The sequence below is a fragment of the Actinoplanes sp. NPDC051494 genome (assembly GCF_044454705.1).
Lineage (GTDB): Bacteria > Actinomycetota > Actinomycetes > Mycobacteriales > Micromonosporaceae > Actinoplanes.
In genome coordinates, this window is the sequence record NZ_JBITDZ010000001.1 from 112,850 (window position 1) to 128,879 (window position 16,030).

Below are 16,030 nucleotides of genomic sequence, written 5' to 3' on the forward strand. Positions count from 1 at the left end.
GCGGAGACGGTCTGGCAATCTGCTGCCCATGATTGACACGATGCGAAAGGGCGTCTGCGCCCTCGGTCGATGACCGCCCCCGTACGGCCCAGAGCCGTGCAGCCCAAAGCGGTCCGGTCCAGGAGCGCCGAGGCCGTTCTGGACCACTGGTACCAGGCCGCTGATCTCCGCCGCGAGTGGCTCGACGTGGGATTGTCCACCGAGCCCGCCGACCGGGACGCCGCCGTCGCCGTTGTTTCCCGCCTGTATGCCCGGCACGGCCGGGCCCGGCCCGCGTTCGTGTGGGCCGATTCTCCCCGGCAGGCCCTCGACCGGGTCACCGGCGTTCCCGGTCACGACGGCATGCAGCGGTGGCTGCGACCGGTGGAGCCGGAAGGCCGGCCACCGGTCGCGGTGGACATCGCCGCCGGCTGGTCGGGCATGATGGCCGGGCTCGACGACGCCGCCGACCATCCCGACCTCGCGGCACCCAGGGTTCCCAAGGGACGACGCGTCACGGTCGAGGGGCAGCTGCCACCGGTCACCGCCCTGGAACGCGGGGTGCCGCTGCGGACGGTGCTGCGCCAGGGTGTGCGGGAGGCGCTCTGGACCGCGTTGGTCGCGAGCGTCGCGGTGCCGGTCCGGGCCGCGCTCGGGCCGCCGTCGACCCTGCCGGTCTGCTGGTACGGCCAGCAGGACGCGTCCTGGATCGCCTACTACGACGTGCTGCGCCGGCTCGGCCTGACCGGGTACTCCCCGCAGCAGGCCGCGCGGCTGGACGACTGGGCGCTGCTGGCCCGGTCGGCCGGCTGGTGGTGGCCCGGCGATCAGGTCTGTGTGCTGGTGGAACGCCCCGCCCGGATCGGCCCGGTGTCGCTGCCGGATGCCGGTGTCCCCGTCCCTTCGAGCCCCGCCGTCGGGTATCGCGACGGCTGGTCGATCCGCTGATCCGCGGGCCGGGCACTGTCACCGGGCAGTGCCCGGCTCCCTCCGCGGGCCGCGCCCACCCCGGCGGTCACCACCAGGGCGATGCCGGCCACGGCACCCCAGCCGGGCACCTGGCCGAGCACCAGCAGGCCGATGATCAGGGCGTACGCGGGTTCGAGGCTCATCAGGGTGCCGAACGCGGCGGTGGTCAGCCGGCGCAGCGCCAGGAACTCCAGCAGGAACGGCACCACCGGCAGCAGCAGCGCCAGCCCGAACCCGGCCAGGACGAGCTGCCATGTCATCCGCGGCAGCGCCGCCGGGCCGGCCACCAGCGTCGCGGCCAGACCGGCCACCCCCATCGACACCGCCAGGCCGGCGACGCCCGGGACCTGGTCGCCGACCCGCTGGGTGAGCAGGATGTACGCCGCCCAGCAGACCGCCGCGGCCAGCGCGAACGTGGCACCGAGCGGGTCGATGCCACCGTGCCACGGTTCGGTGAGCAGCAGCACCCCGGCCCCGGCGAGCACTGGCCACACCCGGCTGCGGCCGCGGGCGACGGCGACCCCGAGCGGGCCGAGGAATTCCAGGGCGCTGGCCGTGCCGAGCGGCAGCCGGGCGATCGCCGCCATGAACAGCATCGTGACCCCGGCGGTGACCACGCCGAGCAGGATGGTGGTGAGCAGCCCGGTCGGGGTGAAGTCACGCAGCCGGGGACGCACGGCGACCAGCAGGATCACCCCGGCCCAGGCGAGCCGGAGCCAGGCGGTGCCACCGGAACCCAGCGGGCCGATGAGGTGGACGGAGACGGCCAGCCCGAGCTGGATCATCGCCATGGAGGCCAGGGCGTAAGCGGTACCACGCATCGACCCATTACAACCGCGGAAGACTGTTCACGTCCACGTGAGAATCATGGACAAACCGTTCGTACATGCTGAATGATTTTCCGGTGGAGACCCGCCGCCTGCGCTTCCTGCTCGAGCTGTCCCGGCTCGGGTCGATGCGGGCCGTCGCCGAGGAGCTGCACGTCACCACGTCGACGGTGTCGCAGCAACTGTCCGTGCTGGCCCGCGAAGCCGGCGCCGACCTGATCGAACCGGACGGCCGGCGGGTCCGGCTCACCCCCGCCGGGCAACGGCTCGCGGCGCACGCGGTCACCATCCTCGCCGCCGTCGACACCGCCCGCCTCGACCTCGACCCCGCCGCGGAACCCGCCGGGACACTGCGGGTCGCCGGGTTCGCCTCCGCGGTGCGCCGCTCGTTGCTGCCGGTCATCACCACGCTCGCCCGCGACCACCCCCGGGTGCGGTTGCGCATCGCCGAGCACGAGCCGTCCGAGGCGTACGGCCTGCTCGCCGCCGACCGCGTCGACCTGGCCCTGACCTACGACTACAACCTGGCGCCGGCCACGTTCGACCCGGCCCTGAGCGTGGTGCCGCTGTGGCGGGTCCGATGGGGCCTGGGCGTGCCCGCCACGTCCGCGGCCACCGGATTCGGCGACGTCCGCGACACCGACTGGATCGTCAACTCCCGCAACACCGCCGACGAGGACGTGGTCCGCACCGTCGCGTCGCTGGACGGCTTCGAACCCCGCGTGGTGCACCGCGCCGACAGTCTCGAACTCGTCCAGGACCTGATCGTGGCCGGGCACGGGGTGGCGTTGCTGCCGGACGGGCTCGCGACGCTCCCCGGCGTACGGCTGATGCCGTTGACCGGTCCGGAGGTCTGGTTGCGCTGCTACGCCGTCACCCGGCGGGGTCGTTCGTCCTGGCCCCCGCTGGCGCTGCTGCTCACGCTCTTACGTGCAGCACGGTGAGCACCACGTCGTCCTCGGTGGCGCCGAGGAAGTGGTCCAGCAGCAGGTCGCAGATCTGTTCCGCGTCGAGGTGGGCCTGGCCCCGCAGCAGCGCGGTGAGGTCGCGCAGCCCGTCGTCGAGATGCCTCCCCCGGCGCTCGACCAGGCCGTCGGTGTAGAACACGACCGTCGCCCCCGGCCCCACCTCGACCGTGTGATCGCAGCGCAGCGGTTTCGACCGGGTGCCCAGCAGCGGCTCGCCCCGGCGTTCGAGCACCTGCACGGTGCCGTCCGGCGACAGCAGCAGCGGCGGCGGATGACCGGCGTTCGACCAGCGCATCGTCCGTACGTTGCGGGCCACCTGCCCGTCGTCCTGCTCGAACTGCGCCAGCACCGCGGTCGCGAACACGTCCACGCCGAAACCCGTCATCGCCGCGTCGAGCGCCGTCAGCACCGTCGACGGGACCCGCGCCACCGTGTACGAGATGCCGCGCAGCAGGTTACGGATCTGACTCATGGCGGCCGCCGCGAACCGGTCGTGGCCGGTCACGTCCCCCACCACCACGGTGAGCCGCCCGTCCGGCAACTGGAACGAGTCGTACCAGTCCCCGCCGATCTGCGCCCCCTCGGCGGCCGGCTGATAACGGACCGCGACCTGCAGGTGTTCCGGCTGCGCGGGCGGCACCAGCAGGCTGCGCTGCAACGCCTCGGCCAGCTCCCGCTGCGTCGTGCTGACCCGGCGCTCGGCCTGCCGGGCCCGGGCCCGGTCCAGCCCCTGCGCCAGCGCCGACCCGACCAGCCGGACGAAGCCCAGGTACGCGGCGTCGGCGAGAAGATGCGGGCTGAGCCGCGCGGACAACACCGCGTCGCCCAGCCGTACCCAGACCCGCGTGCCGTCCGCCGGTGTCCGCTCGACCAGCACGTCCTTGCCCAGTCCGGCCGGCGCGTCCGCCCCGGTGAGCAGGAGATCGACATCGAGGAGGTCCGCGGGGTGCGAACGCAGCACCGGCAGCGCCCGATCGACCAGCTCCGCGACCGCCTCGACACCGGCGAGCTGGTCGTTGAGGCGGCTCAGCAGTTCCAGCCGGCGCCGGCCCAGCACCTGCGTGGTGGTCTCGGTGACGATGTCGATCGCGCCCTCGATGGCACCGCCGGCCCCGTGCACCGCGGAGTACGAATACGTGAAGTAGGTCTCCTCGGCGAAACCGTGCCGCTCCAGGAGCAGGTGGAGATCCTCGAACCAGACCGCCCCGTCGCCGGCGAACACCGTGTCGAGCATCGGGCCGATCGTGTCCCAGATCTCCGGGAACACCGACGCGGTGGTCGCACCGAGGGCGTGCGGGTGCTTGTCGCCGATCAGCGGCACGTACGCCTCGTTGTACAACAGGGTGTAACTCGGGCCCCAGAACAGCGTGGCGGCGAACCGGGTGTTCAGCACCAGGTCCAGCGCGCCGAGCAGGGCGGGGCTCCACGTTTGCGTGGGCCCGAGCGGGGTGGCCGCCCAGTCGACGCGCCGGTACGCCGTACGCAGCGACCCGGCGGCCTCGAACGGATCAGTCACCCGAGGAATCTAGCGCGGCCCGCGACGACGCGTTTTCCGTGGGTTGACCTATCCGGCGCGGCGGCGGGCCCGGCGGGCGGCGAGCTCGTCACCGGCGGCGGGCTCGGCCGGGGCGGCGCTGCCACCGACCGGCTGCGGGGACGAGACCGGCTCCGCGGGCAGGTGCGACAGGGAACCCTGGATCTCCTTGAACGCACCACCGATCGCGATGCCGAACACACCCTGGCCGCCCTGGAGCAGATCGACGACCTCCTCCGGCGACCGGCACTCGTACACCGTCGTGCCGTCGGAGATCAGCGTGATGCCGGCGAGGTCCTCGACGCCCCGCGACCGCAGCGTCTCGATGGCCTTGCGGATGTTCTGCAACGAGACCCCGGCGTCCAGCAGCCGCTTGACCACCTTGAGCACCACGAGGTCACGGAAGGAGTAGAGGCGCTGCGTGCCGGAACCGGTAGCATCCCGGACACTGGGAACCACGAGCGTCGTACGGGCCCAGTAGTCGAGCTGGCGGTAGCTGATGCCGACCGCCTGACACGCGGTGACCCCGCGGTACCCGACCTCGCCGTCCTCGCCGACGAGAGGACCCTCCTGAGGATCAGAGTCGTGCACGCGACTACCTCCCCGCTGCGCGGTGCCGCTTCACCTTGACCCGACGAGCCTATAACTCAGTGTTCCCGGAAACAGGGAGGTAATGCCGCGACACGCCGCGTACGGACGACCGCCGGGCCCCGCTTCGCTTGCCCCGCCACGGTTTCCGGGCCGGGAACACCACAGCCGCGCTCCGGGCGGTCGGCCCGGGTCGCGGCTGTGGTGTGTCGTCCTGCCCCGGGTCAGCCCGCGAAATCCTCCGGGCGGACCTGGTCGAGGAACTCGCGGAACTTCTCGACCTCGTCCTCCTGCTCGTCCGGGATGACGATGCCCGCCTCGGTCAGCACCTGATCGGCGCACCGGATCGGCGCACCCACCCGCAGTGCCAGGGCGATCGAGTCACTCGGGCGGGCCGAGACCCGCAGGTTGTCGCCGATCAGCAGGTCGGCGTAGAACACATTGTCCTTGAGCTCCGTGATCTCGACCGCCTGCAGCGGCGCCTGGAGCGCCGTGAGGATGTCCCGGAGCAGATCATGGGTCAACGGACGGGCAGGCTTCACGCCCTGCTGCTCATACGCAATGGCGGTCGCCTCCACCGCACCGATCCAGATCGGCAGGTACCGATCGCCGTCGACCTCCCTGAGCAGGACGATCGGCTGGTTGCTGGGCAGCTCCACCCGAACCCCGACCACGCTCAGCTCGCGCACCGCCGCCTCCGTGTCGCACGTCGTAGCCGCCCCGTCGATCATCACGAACGATGATCGTCAGGCTTGATCCCGCCTTATCCTGCACGGTACACGGGCGCCGGGGGGCAGGCGCCACACGAGGTCCGTGTCCGATCCCACTGGCTCCACCCTGCCATCCGCGCTCGAACCACCGCGATCCGAGCGTATCCCCGCCCGTACCTCGGGACACCCCTGGCACCACCCGTCCCACGATCTCCCCACGATCACCGAAACGGACGACAGGTTCAGCGGAGGGCGTAACGCCGCACAGCCCTTCCCAGGGGTGAGCCGCCGGTGCGTCGCGCCGCGTGACGGGCGGGATCAGCGGCCGAGAGTGTCCCGCAGGCCCGCTCGGACCAGCGCGGAGTGCAGCCGCTGGGACAGGGCCTGGAGTTCGCGGGCCGTCTCCGCCGCCCGGGCCTTGGCCGCCGGGTCCTGCTGACGGACCAGCGGGGCCAGGAGCTGGGTGAACAGGCCGAGCTCACGGTCGGCCCCGGTGCGGAAGGCCCGCAGGTGACGCACCTCGAGGCCGTACCGGGTCAGGCCCACCACCGCCTCGACGATCACCACCGCGTCGCCGTCGTACCAGCCGGGTGGGCGGGAGGTCACCAGGCCGATCTGCTCGATCTCGGCGAGGAGCTGCTCCGCCGCCCCGGTCCGTTCGATGAGGTCGTCGCGGGAGACCCGGGTGTCCACCGTCGTCTCCGGGGTGGTCTCGGGTTCGGACCCGACCGCGACCAGCGACGGCCGGGACCGGGCGAGCGGGTCCTCACCGCGCTCGAGGGCCTCGAGCTGCTCGCGGATGACCCGGAGCGGGAGGTACTGATCGCGCTGGGCGGTCAGGACGAACCGCAGCCGGGCCACGTCGTTCCACGAGTACTTGCGGTAGCCGGAGGTGGTGCGCTGCGGGTCGACCAGGCCCTCGGCCTCGAGGAACCGGAGCTTCGAGATCGTCGTGTCGGGGAACTCGGTGCGCAGCTGGGCCAGCACCTCCCCGATACTCATCAGCGCAGCATCACGACCCGGGCGGCTGCCCGGGTCGTGTGCGGCCGCCCCCGCCGGGTTCACGCCTGGCCGCCCTCGCCCTCCGGCCTCGGGCCGGCGATGAAGACGAGACGGAACTTGCCGATCTGCACCTCGTCACCGTTGCTGAGCGTGGCCGACTCGACCCGCTCACGGTTGACGTAGGTGCCGTTGAGCGAACCGACGTCGCGGACCGTGAAGGTCCCGCCGTCGCGGTGGAACTCGGCGTGCCGGCGCGAGACCGTCACGTCGTCAAGGAAGATGTCGCTGTCGGGGTGCCGGCCGCTCGTGGTCACGTCATGGTCCAGCAGGAACCGTGCCCCGGCGTTCGGACCGCGGCGCACCACCAGCAGGGCCATGCCCGGCGGCAGGGAGCCGGACATCCGGCTCGGAACCACGTCGGTCTCAGGCCCCTCGAGCACCTCGTCGAGCGCTCCGAGGTTCAGCGTGGACGTGACGTCGAGCGGGGGGAACTCGTCGTCTGGGCGCGTCATGGACCACCTCACGGATCTGTTTCGGTCGCCGCCCGACGACGGAGGGTGAACGACCCGGACGTTTCCGCCCGGAGCGCAGCGCCCCCCGCCGCCGCTGCCCGGTGGCCCGGGACGCACGACTTATCGGTTTCGAAGTAACAACACGTTGTACTGGTGCCCCGCGAGCCTAGTCAGCACGGAAATACCGGGCAACCGGACGCGCGGGCGAGCCTCACGGCCCGTCCGTCAGCCCTCGGTCAGGGCCTGGTAGGCGTCGGCGTCCAGCAGGGCCGCGACCGACGCCGGGTCGTCCGGGGTGATCTCCACGAGCCAGCCGGCCGCGTACGGCTCGGCGTTGATCAGCTCCGGCTCGTCGCTCAGCGTGGCGTTGCGCGCCACCACCGTGCCCGAGATCGGCGCGTAGATCTCCGAGACGCTCTTGGTCGACTCGATCTCGCCCAGGTTGTCACCGGCCTGCACCGCGGTGCCCTCGTCGGGCAGCTGCACGTAGACGATGTCACCGAGCGCGTCCTGCGCGAAGTGGGTGATACCCACGCGCACGGGACCGGTGCCGTCGCCGGACACCCACTCGTGCTCGGCGGTGTACCGCAAATCCTCGGGAATCACTCGTTCCTCCGTTGAGAAGCGCGCCCGGTCAGGAGACAGGACGCGCATACTGCAGGCTGGCAGGCTGACGCACCGCGGTCACCTCGACCGTGGTCCGTTGCTCCATGGTCACGTTACCGCCGGCCTGGCTCACCGACGCCACCACCCCACCGGGGATCTGCAGCGCCGTCTGCATGGTCGCCGGCACGCCGATGACCATGAGCCGGTAGGGGCCGCTGAGCTGCTTGTTGTCGACGATGATCCCGCCGTCCTCGGCATCGACGAAATACGACGACGCCACGATGCGTACCGCGCCGCCGTTGTCCCCCACCAGCTCCATCACCTCGGCGCCGGCACCGCGCAGCTCCTGCACGGCGTTGAGGATCTGCGACGCCTTGATCTGCTGCCCCCGGGGATCGATCACGATCACCAGCCCCGGCCCCCGGGCCGGCAGCGTACCGGAGAGCAGCCCCAGATCGTCGGCGCGCTTGTCCGCGTCGGCCAGCGCCGCCTGCCGCCCGGCGACCCCGGACGTCAACTGCCGCTGGCTCTGCTCGAGACCGCTGATCTCCTGCTGCAGCCGCTGATCGCGGGCCTCCAGGTCGGACAGGATCCGGACCAGGTCCTCCTGCCGGGCCGACGCCAGCCCGGAATCCGCGTCGTTGCTGCGCAACTGCACCACGAGCGTGAAACCGAACAGGGCAAGAAGAACCCCGATGAGCGCACCCGCCGACGTCAGCTTGCGCCCCTTTTCCGGTACGCCGTGAGCACCGTCGACGTCATCAACCGGGTCGATCACCGTTTCGGGTGACGGTGCGGCCGGAGTCGCGGCCGGGGTCCCGGCTCCGGTGGGCACGGCTCCGGAGCCACCGCCGTCCCGCCCCCCGGCTTGGTGATCTTGGTCGCGACCGGCCCCCGGCACGACCACCGGGCCGGGCTGGTCAGCCGGTGCGGACCCGGGCTTGCGCGACGTGAAGAACGGCGAGACCACCGGCTCAATGCCCGTGCCCGCCGGGCTCGGACCGGGCTCCGGCGGGATCGCACGACCCGGCACCGGCGGCGTGGTGACCACAGACGCAGCGCCGCCCGGCTCAGGGCCGACCGGCTCAGGGCCGACCGGCTCAGGGCCGACCGGCTCAGGGACCTCGGGTGCGTGGCCCCGAAGTGCCGGACCCGCAGGTGCAAGATCCGCAGGTGCCGGACCCGCAGGTGCATGGCTCCCGGGCGCCGGGCTCCCGGGCGCCGGAACCGCGGGCGCGGGCGCGGAAGTCGGCGGCGCGGAAGTCGGCGGCGCGGGAGGCTCGGCCGTCGCGGGCACCGCTACCGGCGCCGGGTACTCGCTGCGGGCGCGGTCGAGACGCTCCGGGTCGAGCCGGGTCCGCTCCGGGCCCGGCGAGTCCGTGCCTCGCGATGCCGCGTCTATGCCCGATGACGCCGGGCCGGATGATGCCGGGCCGGATGATGCCGGGCCGGATGATGCCGGGCCGGATGATGCCGGGCCGGATGATGCCGGGCCGGATGATGCCGGGCCGGGCGAACCCGGACCCGGCGTGGCTGCCTGACCGGTGACATCCGGGCCCGCACCATCTGGACCGGGGCGGGGCGGTCCGGGCTCAGCCGGGGTGGGCGTGGTGCCGGAGGCGTCCGGAGTGGCTTCCGGGGCCGCGGAGGGGGACGGTGCCGGCTCCTGGGGCGGGAAGAGGTGCTGGAGGCGCACCGTCTCGTCGTCGTCCTGGGGCGGGGGTGTGAGGCGTTCGGTGACCTCGTCGTCCGCCGTGCGGGGGTTCTTCGCGGGCGGCCGGGTGAGGGGGCGGGTGGGTTCGTCGCCGGGCCGGGGGCGCTGGGTGTCGTCGGTCATCGGATCAGGCCCGGAAGAGGTGCCGGCGGATGGCCGCGACGTTGCCGAAGATGCGGACGCCGAGGACGACCACGACGCCGGTGGACAGCTGGCCGCCCACGCCGAGCTGGTCGCCGAGGTAGACGATGAGGCCCGCCACGACGACGTTGGCGATGAACGAGACGACGAACTGCTTGTCGTCGAAGATGCCGTCGAGCTTGGCGCGGACACCGCCGAAGACGGCGTCCAGTGCCGCCACGACCGCGATCGGCAGGTACGGCTGCAGCGCCGGTGGGACGGTGGGATGGAACACGATGCCGAGTACGACACCGGCGATCAGCGCGATTACCGGGATCATCTGCCGCCTTCCGACGGGGTGGTGGACACAGCTGCCGAGGGATCAGGGGGGTGACTCGTGCCGCGGGACGGCGGGACGCCACCGGACGAGGACGCCGTCGGGGTCGGCGGCGGGGTGGACGGGCTGGCCTGGCGCAGGTTCGGCTCGGTGGCCGGGTCCAGCGTGACCTCACCGATCCCGGCCACGTCGTACGACATGCCGTACCGGGTGTTCAGCGCCCGGAAGAACTGGCCCGCCGCGCCGCCGCGGAAGTCGTCGGCCAGCGAGTCCGGGCCGATCGCGACCACCTGGTACGGCGTGGTCACCGGCCGGAAATCGACCAGGATCGCCTCCCCGGCCTGCCGGATCGTCGAGGTGGCGGTGAGCCGCTGGCCGTTGACCGCGACGGCCTCCGCCCCGGCCGCCCACAACGCGTTCGTGGCCCGCTGCAGGTCGGTGTCGCGGACCCGGGCGTCACTGCTGCGTTCCCCGGTGACCGGGTCGATCGGCGTGGGACCGTCACCGACGGTGACCCGGGTGCCCTCACCGCGTACCGAGGCGAGGCCGGTCTCCGCCTCCAGCTCGCGCAGTCTGGCGATCGCGGCCCCACCCAGCTGGCGTTCCCGCAGGTCGGCCACCTCGGTGCGCAAGCGGTCGGCCCGGGCCTGCAGCTCCGCGGTCCCCGACCGGCGGCTCTGCACCTGGTCGATGAGGGTGTCCCGGGCCTGCATCCGGGCCGGTTCGTCGGCGACGGTCTGCCGGTAGGCGACGACCAGCAGGAACCCGAGCGCGACCAGCGTCAGCGCACTGACGGCGCTGAGCAGCCGTTTCCTGGCCCCGGCCGGGCCCTCACCGCGCGCCTTGCGGGCGGCGGCGTCGGCGTAACCGGGATCCAGCGGGTTGCGGAACAGCTCGGTCAGGAAGTCGGGGGTGAACGTCCGCTGCGGCTTCGCCCCGCCACCGTCGGGATCCGGGACATCGGCACCGGCACCGGGCGCGGCTGCGGGAGGTTGCCGCCGGCCGTCGTCGGGCGAGGTCATCCGGCGACAGCCTCGCGCGCCGACGCGGCGCGGTCGGCGCGCAGCAGGGCCCGCGTCTGCGCCAGGTAGAGGACGGCCGCCGCCCAGTAGAGGCCCAGCGCCCACCAGGCCAGCGCCCAGCCGACCGGCACCGTGAACCCGTCGGTCGACGGCACGGCCTCGGCCAGCAGCAGCACGGGGAACGCCGCGAGCAGCACGAACGTGCCGCTCTTGCCGACGTAGTGCACGGGCGGCGGGCCGTAGCCGTGCCGGCGCAGCACCAGCAGGGCGACGGCGAGCACGGCCTCCCGCAGGAGCAGGGCGGCGGTCAGCCACCAGGGCACGACCTCACGCAGGGTGAACCCGACCAGGGTGGCCAGGATGTACAGCCGGTCGGCGAACGGGTCGAGCAGCTCCCCGAGCCGGCTCACGGAATTCATCCGGCGGGCGACGTAGCCGTCGACCCAGTCGGTGGTGCCCCCGACCACGAGCACGATCACGGCCGCGACGTCGTGCTGCGGCCCGAGCAGCAGATAGAGGAACAGCGGCACACCCAGCAGGCGTACGAAACTGATCACGTTGGGGATGGTCCAGATGCGGTTGGTGACCGTACTGGGCGCAGCCTGTTGCGTCATGGCGCCCCCTCTCCCCCGAACCGGCCACGGGACCCCACCCGCGGACGAACCCGCCCGGCCCTGCGACCCCGCCCGGTGACATCGGCACGGCTGCCGTCCCCCTGGAAGACAGGCCGCACCCACCGGGCTGATCGCTCGCCGAAACTATATCCAGCCCCGCACACCTGCCCATCACCCCGTACCGGACTGTTCGCCACGCGTGACGCACCGCACGCCTTTGCGGGGTGAGGGCGGTGGGATCAGCGTTTGCCGCGGCGGCTCCGGACGTAGTCGTCGACGACGTAGGCGCCGAGTTCGGCGGCCTCGGGGCTGAAGACGCGGCCTCCGCTGCGACGGGCCACCGCGTCCATGAAGCGGCGCAGGCCCGGTTGGTCGCCGAGCATGAAGAGGTTGAGCGTGGCCCCGTACCGGGTGAGCTGGTCGACCTCGTGGACCGTCAGCTCGACCGTCTCCGGCAGGGTGGGCCAGGTGAAGACGGCCTCGCCGTCGGGTTCGAGGTGGGCCGTGGGCTCGCCGTCGGTGACGACGAGGACGACCGGCTCGGCCCCGGGGTGGCGGCGCAGGTGGCGGTTGGCGAGTTTGAGGGCGTGCTGCAGGTTGGTGCCCTGGACCATGTCGGGGTCGATCGCGGCGAGTTCGCCCTGGGTGAGCGGCATGGCGTAGCGGCCGAAACCGATGATCTGCAGGGAGTCCTGGGGGAACTGGGTGGCCACGAGATGCGACAGCGCCAGTGCTGTCTGCTTCATGGGGCCCCAGCGGCCGTCCTGGAACATCGAGTAGGACAGGTCGACGCAGAGCGCGACCACCGCCGACGCGCGGCGTTCGGTCTCGGCGACCTCGAAGTCGTCCGGTTCCAGTTTGACCGGCAGGGTGCCCGCTCCCCCGCGCCGGACCGCGTTGCCGATGGTCCGGACCACGTCGAGGGGCTGGGAGTCGCCGAACTGCCAGCGCCGCGACGAGCCGATGAGGTCGCCGGCCGCGCCCGCGTCGCGCAGGTCGTGGTTGCCGCGCTGTTTGCTGGTCAGGTCCTTGAAGACCTGGGCGAGGGCGGTGCGCCCGAGCCGGCGCAGCGCTTTCGGGCTGAGCGTGAGGCCCTCGTCGTCGCGGGTGACCCAGCCCTGCCGGCGCAGTTCGCGTTCCAGCTCGCGCAGGCGGCGGACGTCGTCGGCCGCACCCCTGCCGAGCTGCCGTTCGACCGTCTCGACGTCGATGTCGTCGAGGGTGGCGCCGGGGTGGTCCTGGCCGAGCTGGTCGAGCAGGTCGTCGAGCTCGCCGATCTCACCGAGGGCCGCGGTCGCGTCGCCGTAGCCGAGGTCCTGGTTGCCGCGGACCCGTTCGCCGCGGCCCCAGTTGAGGTTGGGGCGCAGCGCCCGCAGGTTGTCGGTGAGTTCGCCGAGCTGACCGCGCAGCGGCCCGTCGCCGAGGGCCTGGTCCATGAGGCTCGCCAGCTCGTCGCGCTGCTGCGGGCTGAGCGAGCGCATGAGCTGCTCGGCCGCGGCGGCCCGGCGGGCCAGGGAGTCGATGAGCTCCTCGACGTTCGCCGGCTTCTCCGGGAAGAAGTCGCCGTGCTTCTCCATGAACCGGTGGAAGGCGTCGTCGGTCTCCTCCCCCCGGGCGTGTCTGGTGAGCAGGTCGTTGAGGTCACCGACCATCTCGGCGACCCGGGCGTCGGTGGCCGGGTCGTTGCCCTGCAGCGCTTCCTTCATGCCGGCGAAGCGCTGCTCGACGACCTCACGCCGCAGTCCGTCGAGGATCTGCTGGTAGAGGCCGCGGGCCTCGTCGCTGGCCCACCGGTAGTCGGCGAGCTCCTCGACCGCGCGGGACGTGGAGCGGGGCAGGTTGTCGAGGACGGCCTCGTTGAAGCGGGCGTCGTCGTCCCCGGGGCGGGCGCGCAGCTCGTCGCGTTCGGCGGCGAGGGCCTGGTCCAGCAGCTGCTGGGCCCGGGTGACCGCACCGTCGAGGTTGCCGCGGCGCAGGGCGTCACGGCGCATCCGGCGGGCCCGGGCGCGCAGCTCGTCGAGGCCGCGGCCCTCGCGGGGGCCCTGGCGCAGCAGGTCGCGCAGCGCGTCGCGCAGGCTCTCCCCGCCCAGGACCCGTTCGCCGACCTCGTCGACCGCGGCCCGCACGTCGTAGGGCGGGGCGAGCGGATCGGGCCCGTCGCGCCACGCCCCGTACCGAAAGCGGTTTCCAGCCATGCTCAGCTCCCGTACAGGGTGCGTCCGTCGTCGGTCAGCTCCTTGGCCAGCCGGCGGGTGAGGTGCAGGCCCTCCAGGACGAACTCGATCGCCGAGGCGGCCTGCCCGGGGCTGGGCGCGTCGCCGAGGCCGAGCCGGTCGAGGACCTTGGCCAGACCGGGCACGGTGCCGATCTGCGCCAGCAGCTCCTCGGCGGAGACCAGGTCGCCGGTCTCGATGATCGCGCCCTCGGCCACCAGCTCGGTGAAGCCGGACAGGTCGAGGCCGGACAGCCGGGCCCGGAACGTCTCGGCGGTCGCGAGGCGCAGCAGGTGGGCGAGCACCTCGACCTCGCGGCCCTCCTCCCCGCTGTCGAACTCGACCTTGCCGCGCAGCGTGCTGGTCACCGACACGGTGTCGCAGACCCGCGCCACGGCCTCGCGTTCGTTGCGCAGCCCGCTGCGGCGCAGCGCGGACGCGGCGACGGTCTCGGCGGCGGCGATCGCGAACCGGGCGGAGATGCCCGAGCGCTGGTCGACGGCCGGGGACTCGCGGACCGCCCGGGTGTAACGGGCGATGATCTCGACGAGGTGCTCGGGCACCGACGCCGACAGGTTCGCCTCCTGCCGGACCAGCTCCTGCTCCAGCTCGACCTCGAGCGGGTAGTGGGTGCGGATCTCGGCGCCGAAGCGGTCCTTGAGCGGGGTGATGATGCGGCCGCGGTTGGTGTAGTCCTCGGGGTTGGCCGAGGCGACCAGCAGCAGGTCGAGCGGGAGCCGCAGCTGGTAGCCGCGGACCTGGATGTCGCGTTCCTCGAGCACGTTGAGCAGCGAGACCTGGATGCGCTCGGCGAGGTCGGGCAGCTCGTTGACCGCGAAGATGCCACGGTTGGTGCGCGGCACGAGACCGAAGTGGATCGTGTCCGGGTCGCCCAGGGCCCGGCCCTCGGCGACCTTGATCGGGTCGACGTCGCCGATGAGGTCACCGACGCTGGTGTCCGGGGTGGCGAGCTTCTCGCCGTAGCGCTCGGAGCGGTGCAGCCACGAGATCGGCAGCAGGTCACCGGTCTCGTCGGCCAGCCGCCGCGACGCCGGGACGAGCGGCTGGTACGGGTGTTCGCGCAGCTCGGAGCCGGTGATGTAGGGCACCCACTCGTTGAGCAGGTCGATCAGGCCCCGGATCAGCCGGGTCTTGCCCTGGCCGCGCTCGCCGAGCAGCACCATGTCGTGGCCGGCGAGCAGCGCCCGCTCGACCTCGGGGAGCACGGTCTCGTCGTACCCGACGATGCCGGGGAAGCGCGGCGCGCCGCGGCGCAGCCGGTCGAGCAGGTTGTCGCGCAGTTCCTCTTTCACCGTGCGGAACTCGTGCCCGGAGGCACGGAGCTCGCCGAGGGTGCGCGGAAGATCGGTGGGAGGTGTGGGGACAAGCGTGGAAGCTTCTGGCACTTCCCGAACGCTACTCCGCACCGGTGGCCAACGACCAAGACCAGAGCATCCGGATTGGCCGTGGTCGCGGCGAGCCGCGCCGGGCACGCTCGCAGGCATGACAGACGTGGAGATCCTTCGGTACGCGGCGTTCAGCACCGATCCGGCCGGCGGCAACCCGGCCGGTGTGGTCCTGGACGCGGCCGGCCTCACCGGTGACGAGATGCTGGCCATCGCCGCCGACCTGGGATATTCGGAGTCCGCGTTCCTCACCGGCGACCGGCTGCGCTACTTCAGCCCGCTCGCCGAGGTGCCGTTCTGCGGGCACGCGACGGTGGCCACCGCCGTCGCGCTCGGCGAACGGCGCGGCGCGGGCACCTACGTGTTCCGGACGAACGCCGGTGAGGTCCCGGTCACCGTGGACGAGCACGGCCGCGCGACGCTCACCAGCGTGCCCGCGAGCAGCACGGAGATCGACGACAAGGACCTGACCGAGCTGCTCACGGCACTGCGCTGGGACCGGGCCGAGCTCGACCCGGCCCTGCCGCCCCGGATCGCGTACGCCGGCGCGTACCACCCGGTCGTCGCCGCGAACAGCCGGCGGCGGCTCGCCGAGCTGGACTACGACGTACCCGTGTTGAAAGCCCTCATGGAGGATCGCGGCTGGACCACCGTGCAGCTGGTGTTCCGGACCGGGCCGGCCGGTTTCGACGTGCGCAACCCGTTCCCGGTCGGCGGCATCTACGAGGACCCGGCCACCGGTGCCGCGGCCGCCGCGTTCGGCGCCTACCTGCGCGACCTGGGCCTGGGCGATGACACCGTCGAGCTGTCGCAGGGCACCGACATGGGCCGTCCCGGGAAGCTCACCGTCACGCTCACCCCGGGCGAGGCGGGCGTCAAGGTAACCGGCGACGGGGTGCGCCTATAGAG

General features: G+C 72.6%; 15 protein-coding genes and 1 pseudogene. 3 read left to right on the forward strand and 13 right to left on the reverse strand.

The window, feature by feature from the left end; translation table 11 throughout:
• Positions 1-69: 69 nt before the first annotated feature.
• Positions 70-927: a DUF6745 domain-containing protein gene (locus tag ACIA6A_RS00545; RefSeq protein ID WP_396095200.1), complete on the forward strand. Its 858-nt coding sequence runs from the start codon at positions 70-72 to the stop codon at positions 925-927.
• Positions 928-1,001: 74 nt separating this feature from the next.
• Here ACIA6A_RS00545 and ACIA6A_RS00550 read toward each other — a convergent pair.
• A pseudogene (locus ACIA6A_RS00550) lies at positions 1,002-1,769 on the reverse strand (EamA family transporter); the annotation flags it as partial.
• 65 nt (positions 1,770-1,834) lie between these two features.
• On the opposite strand from ACIA6A_RS00550, the gene ACIA6A_RS00555 reads away from it, so the two are divergent.
• Positions 1,835-2,719, forward strand: coding sequence for a LysR family transcriptional regulator (locus ACIA6A_RS00555; RefSeq protein ID WP_396095201.1), 885 nt, complete (start codon positions 1,835-1,837; stop codon positions 2,717-2,719).
• Here ACIA6A_RS00555 and ACIA6A_RS00560 read toward each other — a convergent pair.
• The 12 genes from ACIA6A_RS00560 to ACIA6A_RS00615 form a co-directional block, all read right to left on the reverse strand.
• Positions 2,694-4,259 (reverse strand): PP2C family protein-serine/threonine phosphatase, encoded by a 1,566-nt coding sequence (locus tag ACIA6A_RS00560; RefSeq protein ID WP_396095202.1) that lies wholly within the window; start codon positions 4,257-4,259, stop codon positions 2,694-2,696. The genes ACIA6A_RS00555 and ACIA6A_RS00560 overlap by 26 nt on opposite strands.
• A 48-nt stretch (positions 4,260-4,307) precedes the next feature.
• Positions 4,308-4,868 carry a MerR family transcriptional regulator gene (locus tag ACIA6A_RS00565; RefSeq protein WP_396095204.1) on the reverse strand — a complete coding sequence of 187 codons (561 nt, stop codon included), beginning with the start codon at positions 4,866-4,868 and terminating at the stop codon, positions 4,308-4,310.
• A 221-nt stretch (positions 4,869-5,089) separates the two neighbouring features.
• Positions 5,090-5,554 carry a bifunctional nuclease family protein gene (locus ACIA6A_RS00570; protein WP_396095205.1) on the reverse strand — a complete coding sequence of 155 codons (465 nt, stop codon included), beginning with the start codon at positions 5,552-5,554 and terminating at the stop codon, positions 5,090-5,092.
• A gap of 339 nt (positions 5,555-5,893) precedes the next feature.
• Positions 5,894-6,577 carry a MerR family transcriptional regulator gene (locus tag ACIA6A_RS00575; protein ID WP_396095206.1) on the reverse strand — a complete coding sequence of 228 codons (684 nt, stop codon included), beginning with the start codon at positions 6,575-6,577 and terminating at the stop codon, positions 5,894-5,896.
• 59 nt (positions 6,578-6,636) lie between these two features.
• Entirely contained in the window at positions 6,637-7,089 is a 453-nt protein-coding gene (locus ACIA6A_RS00580; RefSeq protein ID WP_015622093.1) for an FHA domain-containing protein, read from the reverse strand.
• Between the two features lie 225 nt (positions 7,090-7,314).
• A complete protein-coding gene (gene gcvH, locus ACIA6A_RS00585; protein WP_396095207.1) occupies positions 7,315-7,695 on the reverse strand; it encodes a glycine cleavage system protein GcvH in 381 nt (126 codons plus the stop codon).
• Between the two features lie 28 nt (positions 7,696-7,723).
• Positions 7,724-8,596 carry a DUF881 domain-containing protein gene (locus tag ACIA6A_RS00590; RefSeq protein ID WP_396096418.1) on the reverse strand — a complete coding sequence of 291 codons (873 nt, stop codon included), beginning with the start codon at positions 8,594-8,596 and terminating at the stop codon, positions 7,724-7,726.
• Positions 8,597-9,536: 940 nt separating this feature from the next.
• A complete protein-coding gene (locus tag ACIA6A_RS00595; RefSeq protein ID WP_396095208.1) occupies positions 9,537-9,869 on the reverse strand; it encodes a small basic family protein in 333 nt (110 codons plus the stop codon).
• Complete coding sequence (locus ACIA6A_RS00600; protein WP_396095209.1) at positions 9,866-10,888, reverse strand: DUF881 domain-containing protein; 1,023 nt, start codon at positions 10,886-10,888, stop codon at positions 9,866-9,868. Before ACIA6A_RS00600 ends, ACIA6A_RS00595 begins: the two co-directional genes overlap by 4 nt.
• A complete protein-coding gene (locus ACIA6A_RS00605) occupies positions 10,885-11,502 on the reverse strand; it encodes a CDP-alcohol phosphatidyltransferase family protein (protein ID WP_396095210.1) in 618 nt (205 codons plus the stop codon). The genes ACIA6A_RS00600 and ACIA6A_RS00605 overlap by 4 nt, the downstream gene beginning before the upstream one ends.
• 239 nt (positions 11,503-11,741) lie before the next feature.
• On the reverse strand, positions 11,742-13,697 hold the full coding sequence (locus tag ACIA6A_RS00610) for a VWA domain-containing protein (protein WP_396095211.1): 1,956 nt from the start codon (positions 13,695-13,697) through the stop codon (positions 11,742-11,744).
• A 2-nt stretch (positions 13,698-13,699) separates the two neighbouring features.
• Complete coding sequence (locus tag ACIA6A_RS00615; protein WP_396095212.1) at positions 13,700-15,121, reverse strand: sigma 54-interacting transcriptional regulator; 1,422 nt, start codon at positions 15,119-15,121, stop codon at positions 13,700-13,702.
• 106 nt (positions 15,122-15,227) lie between these two features.
• Here ACIA6A_RS00615 and ACIA6A_RS00620 point away from each other — a divergent pair, with 106 nt between their 5' ends.
• Entirely contained in the window at positions 15,228-16,028 is an 801-nt protein-coding gene (locus ACIA6A_RS00620) for a PhzF family phenazine biosynthesis protein (RefSeq protein ID WP_396096419.1), read from the forward strand.
• Positions 16,029-16,030 lie beyond the last annotated feature (2 nt).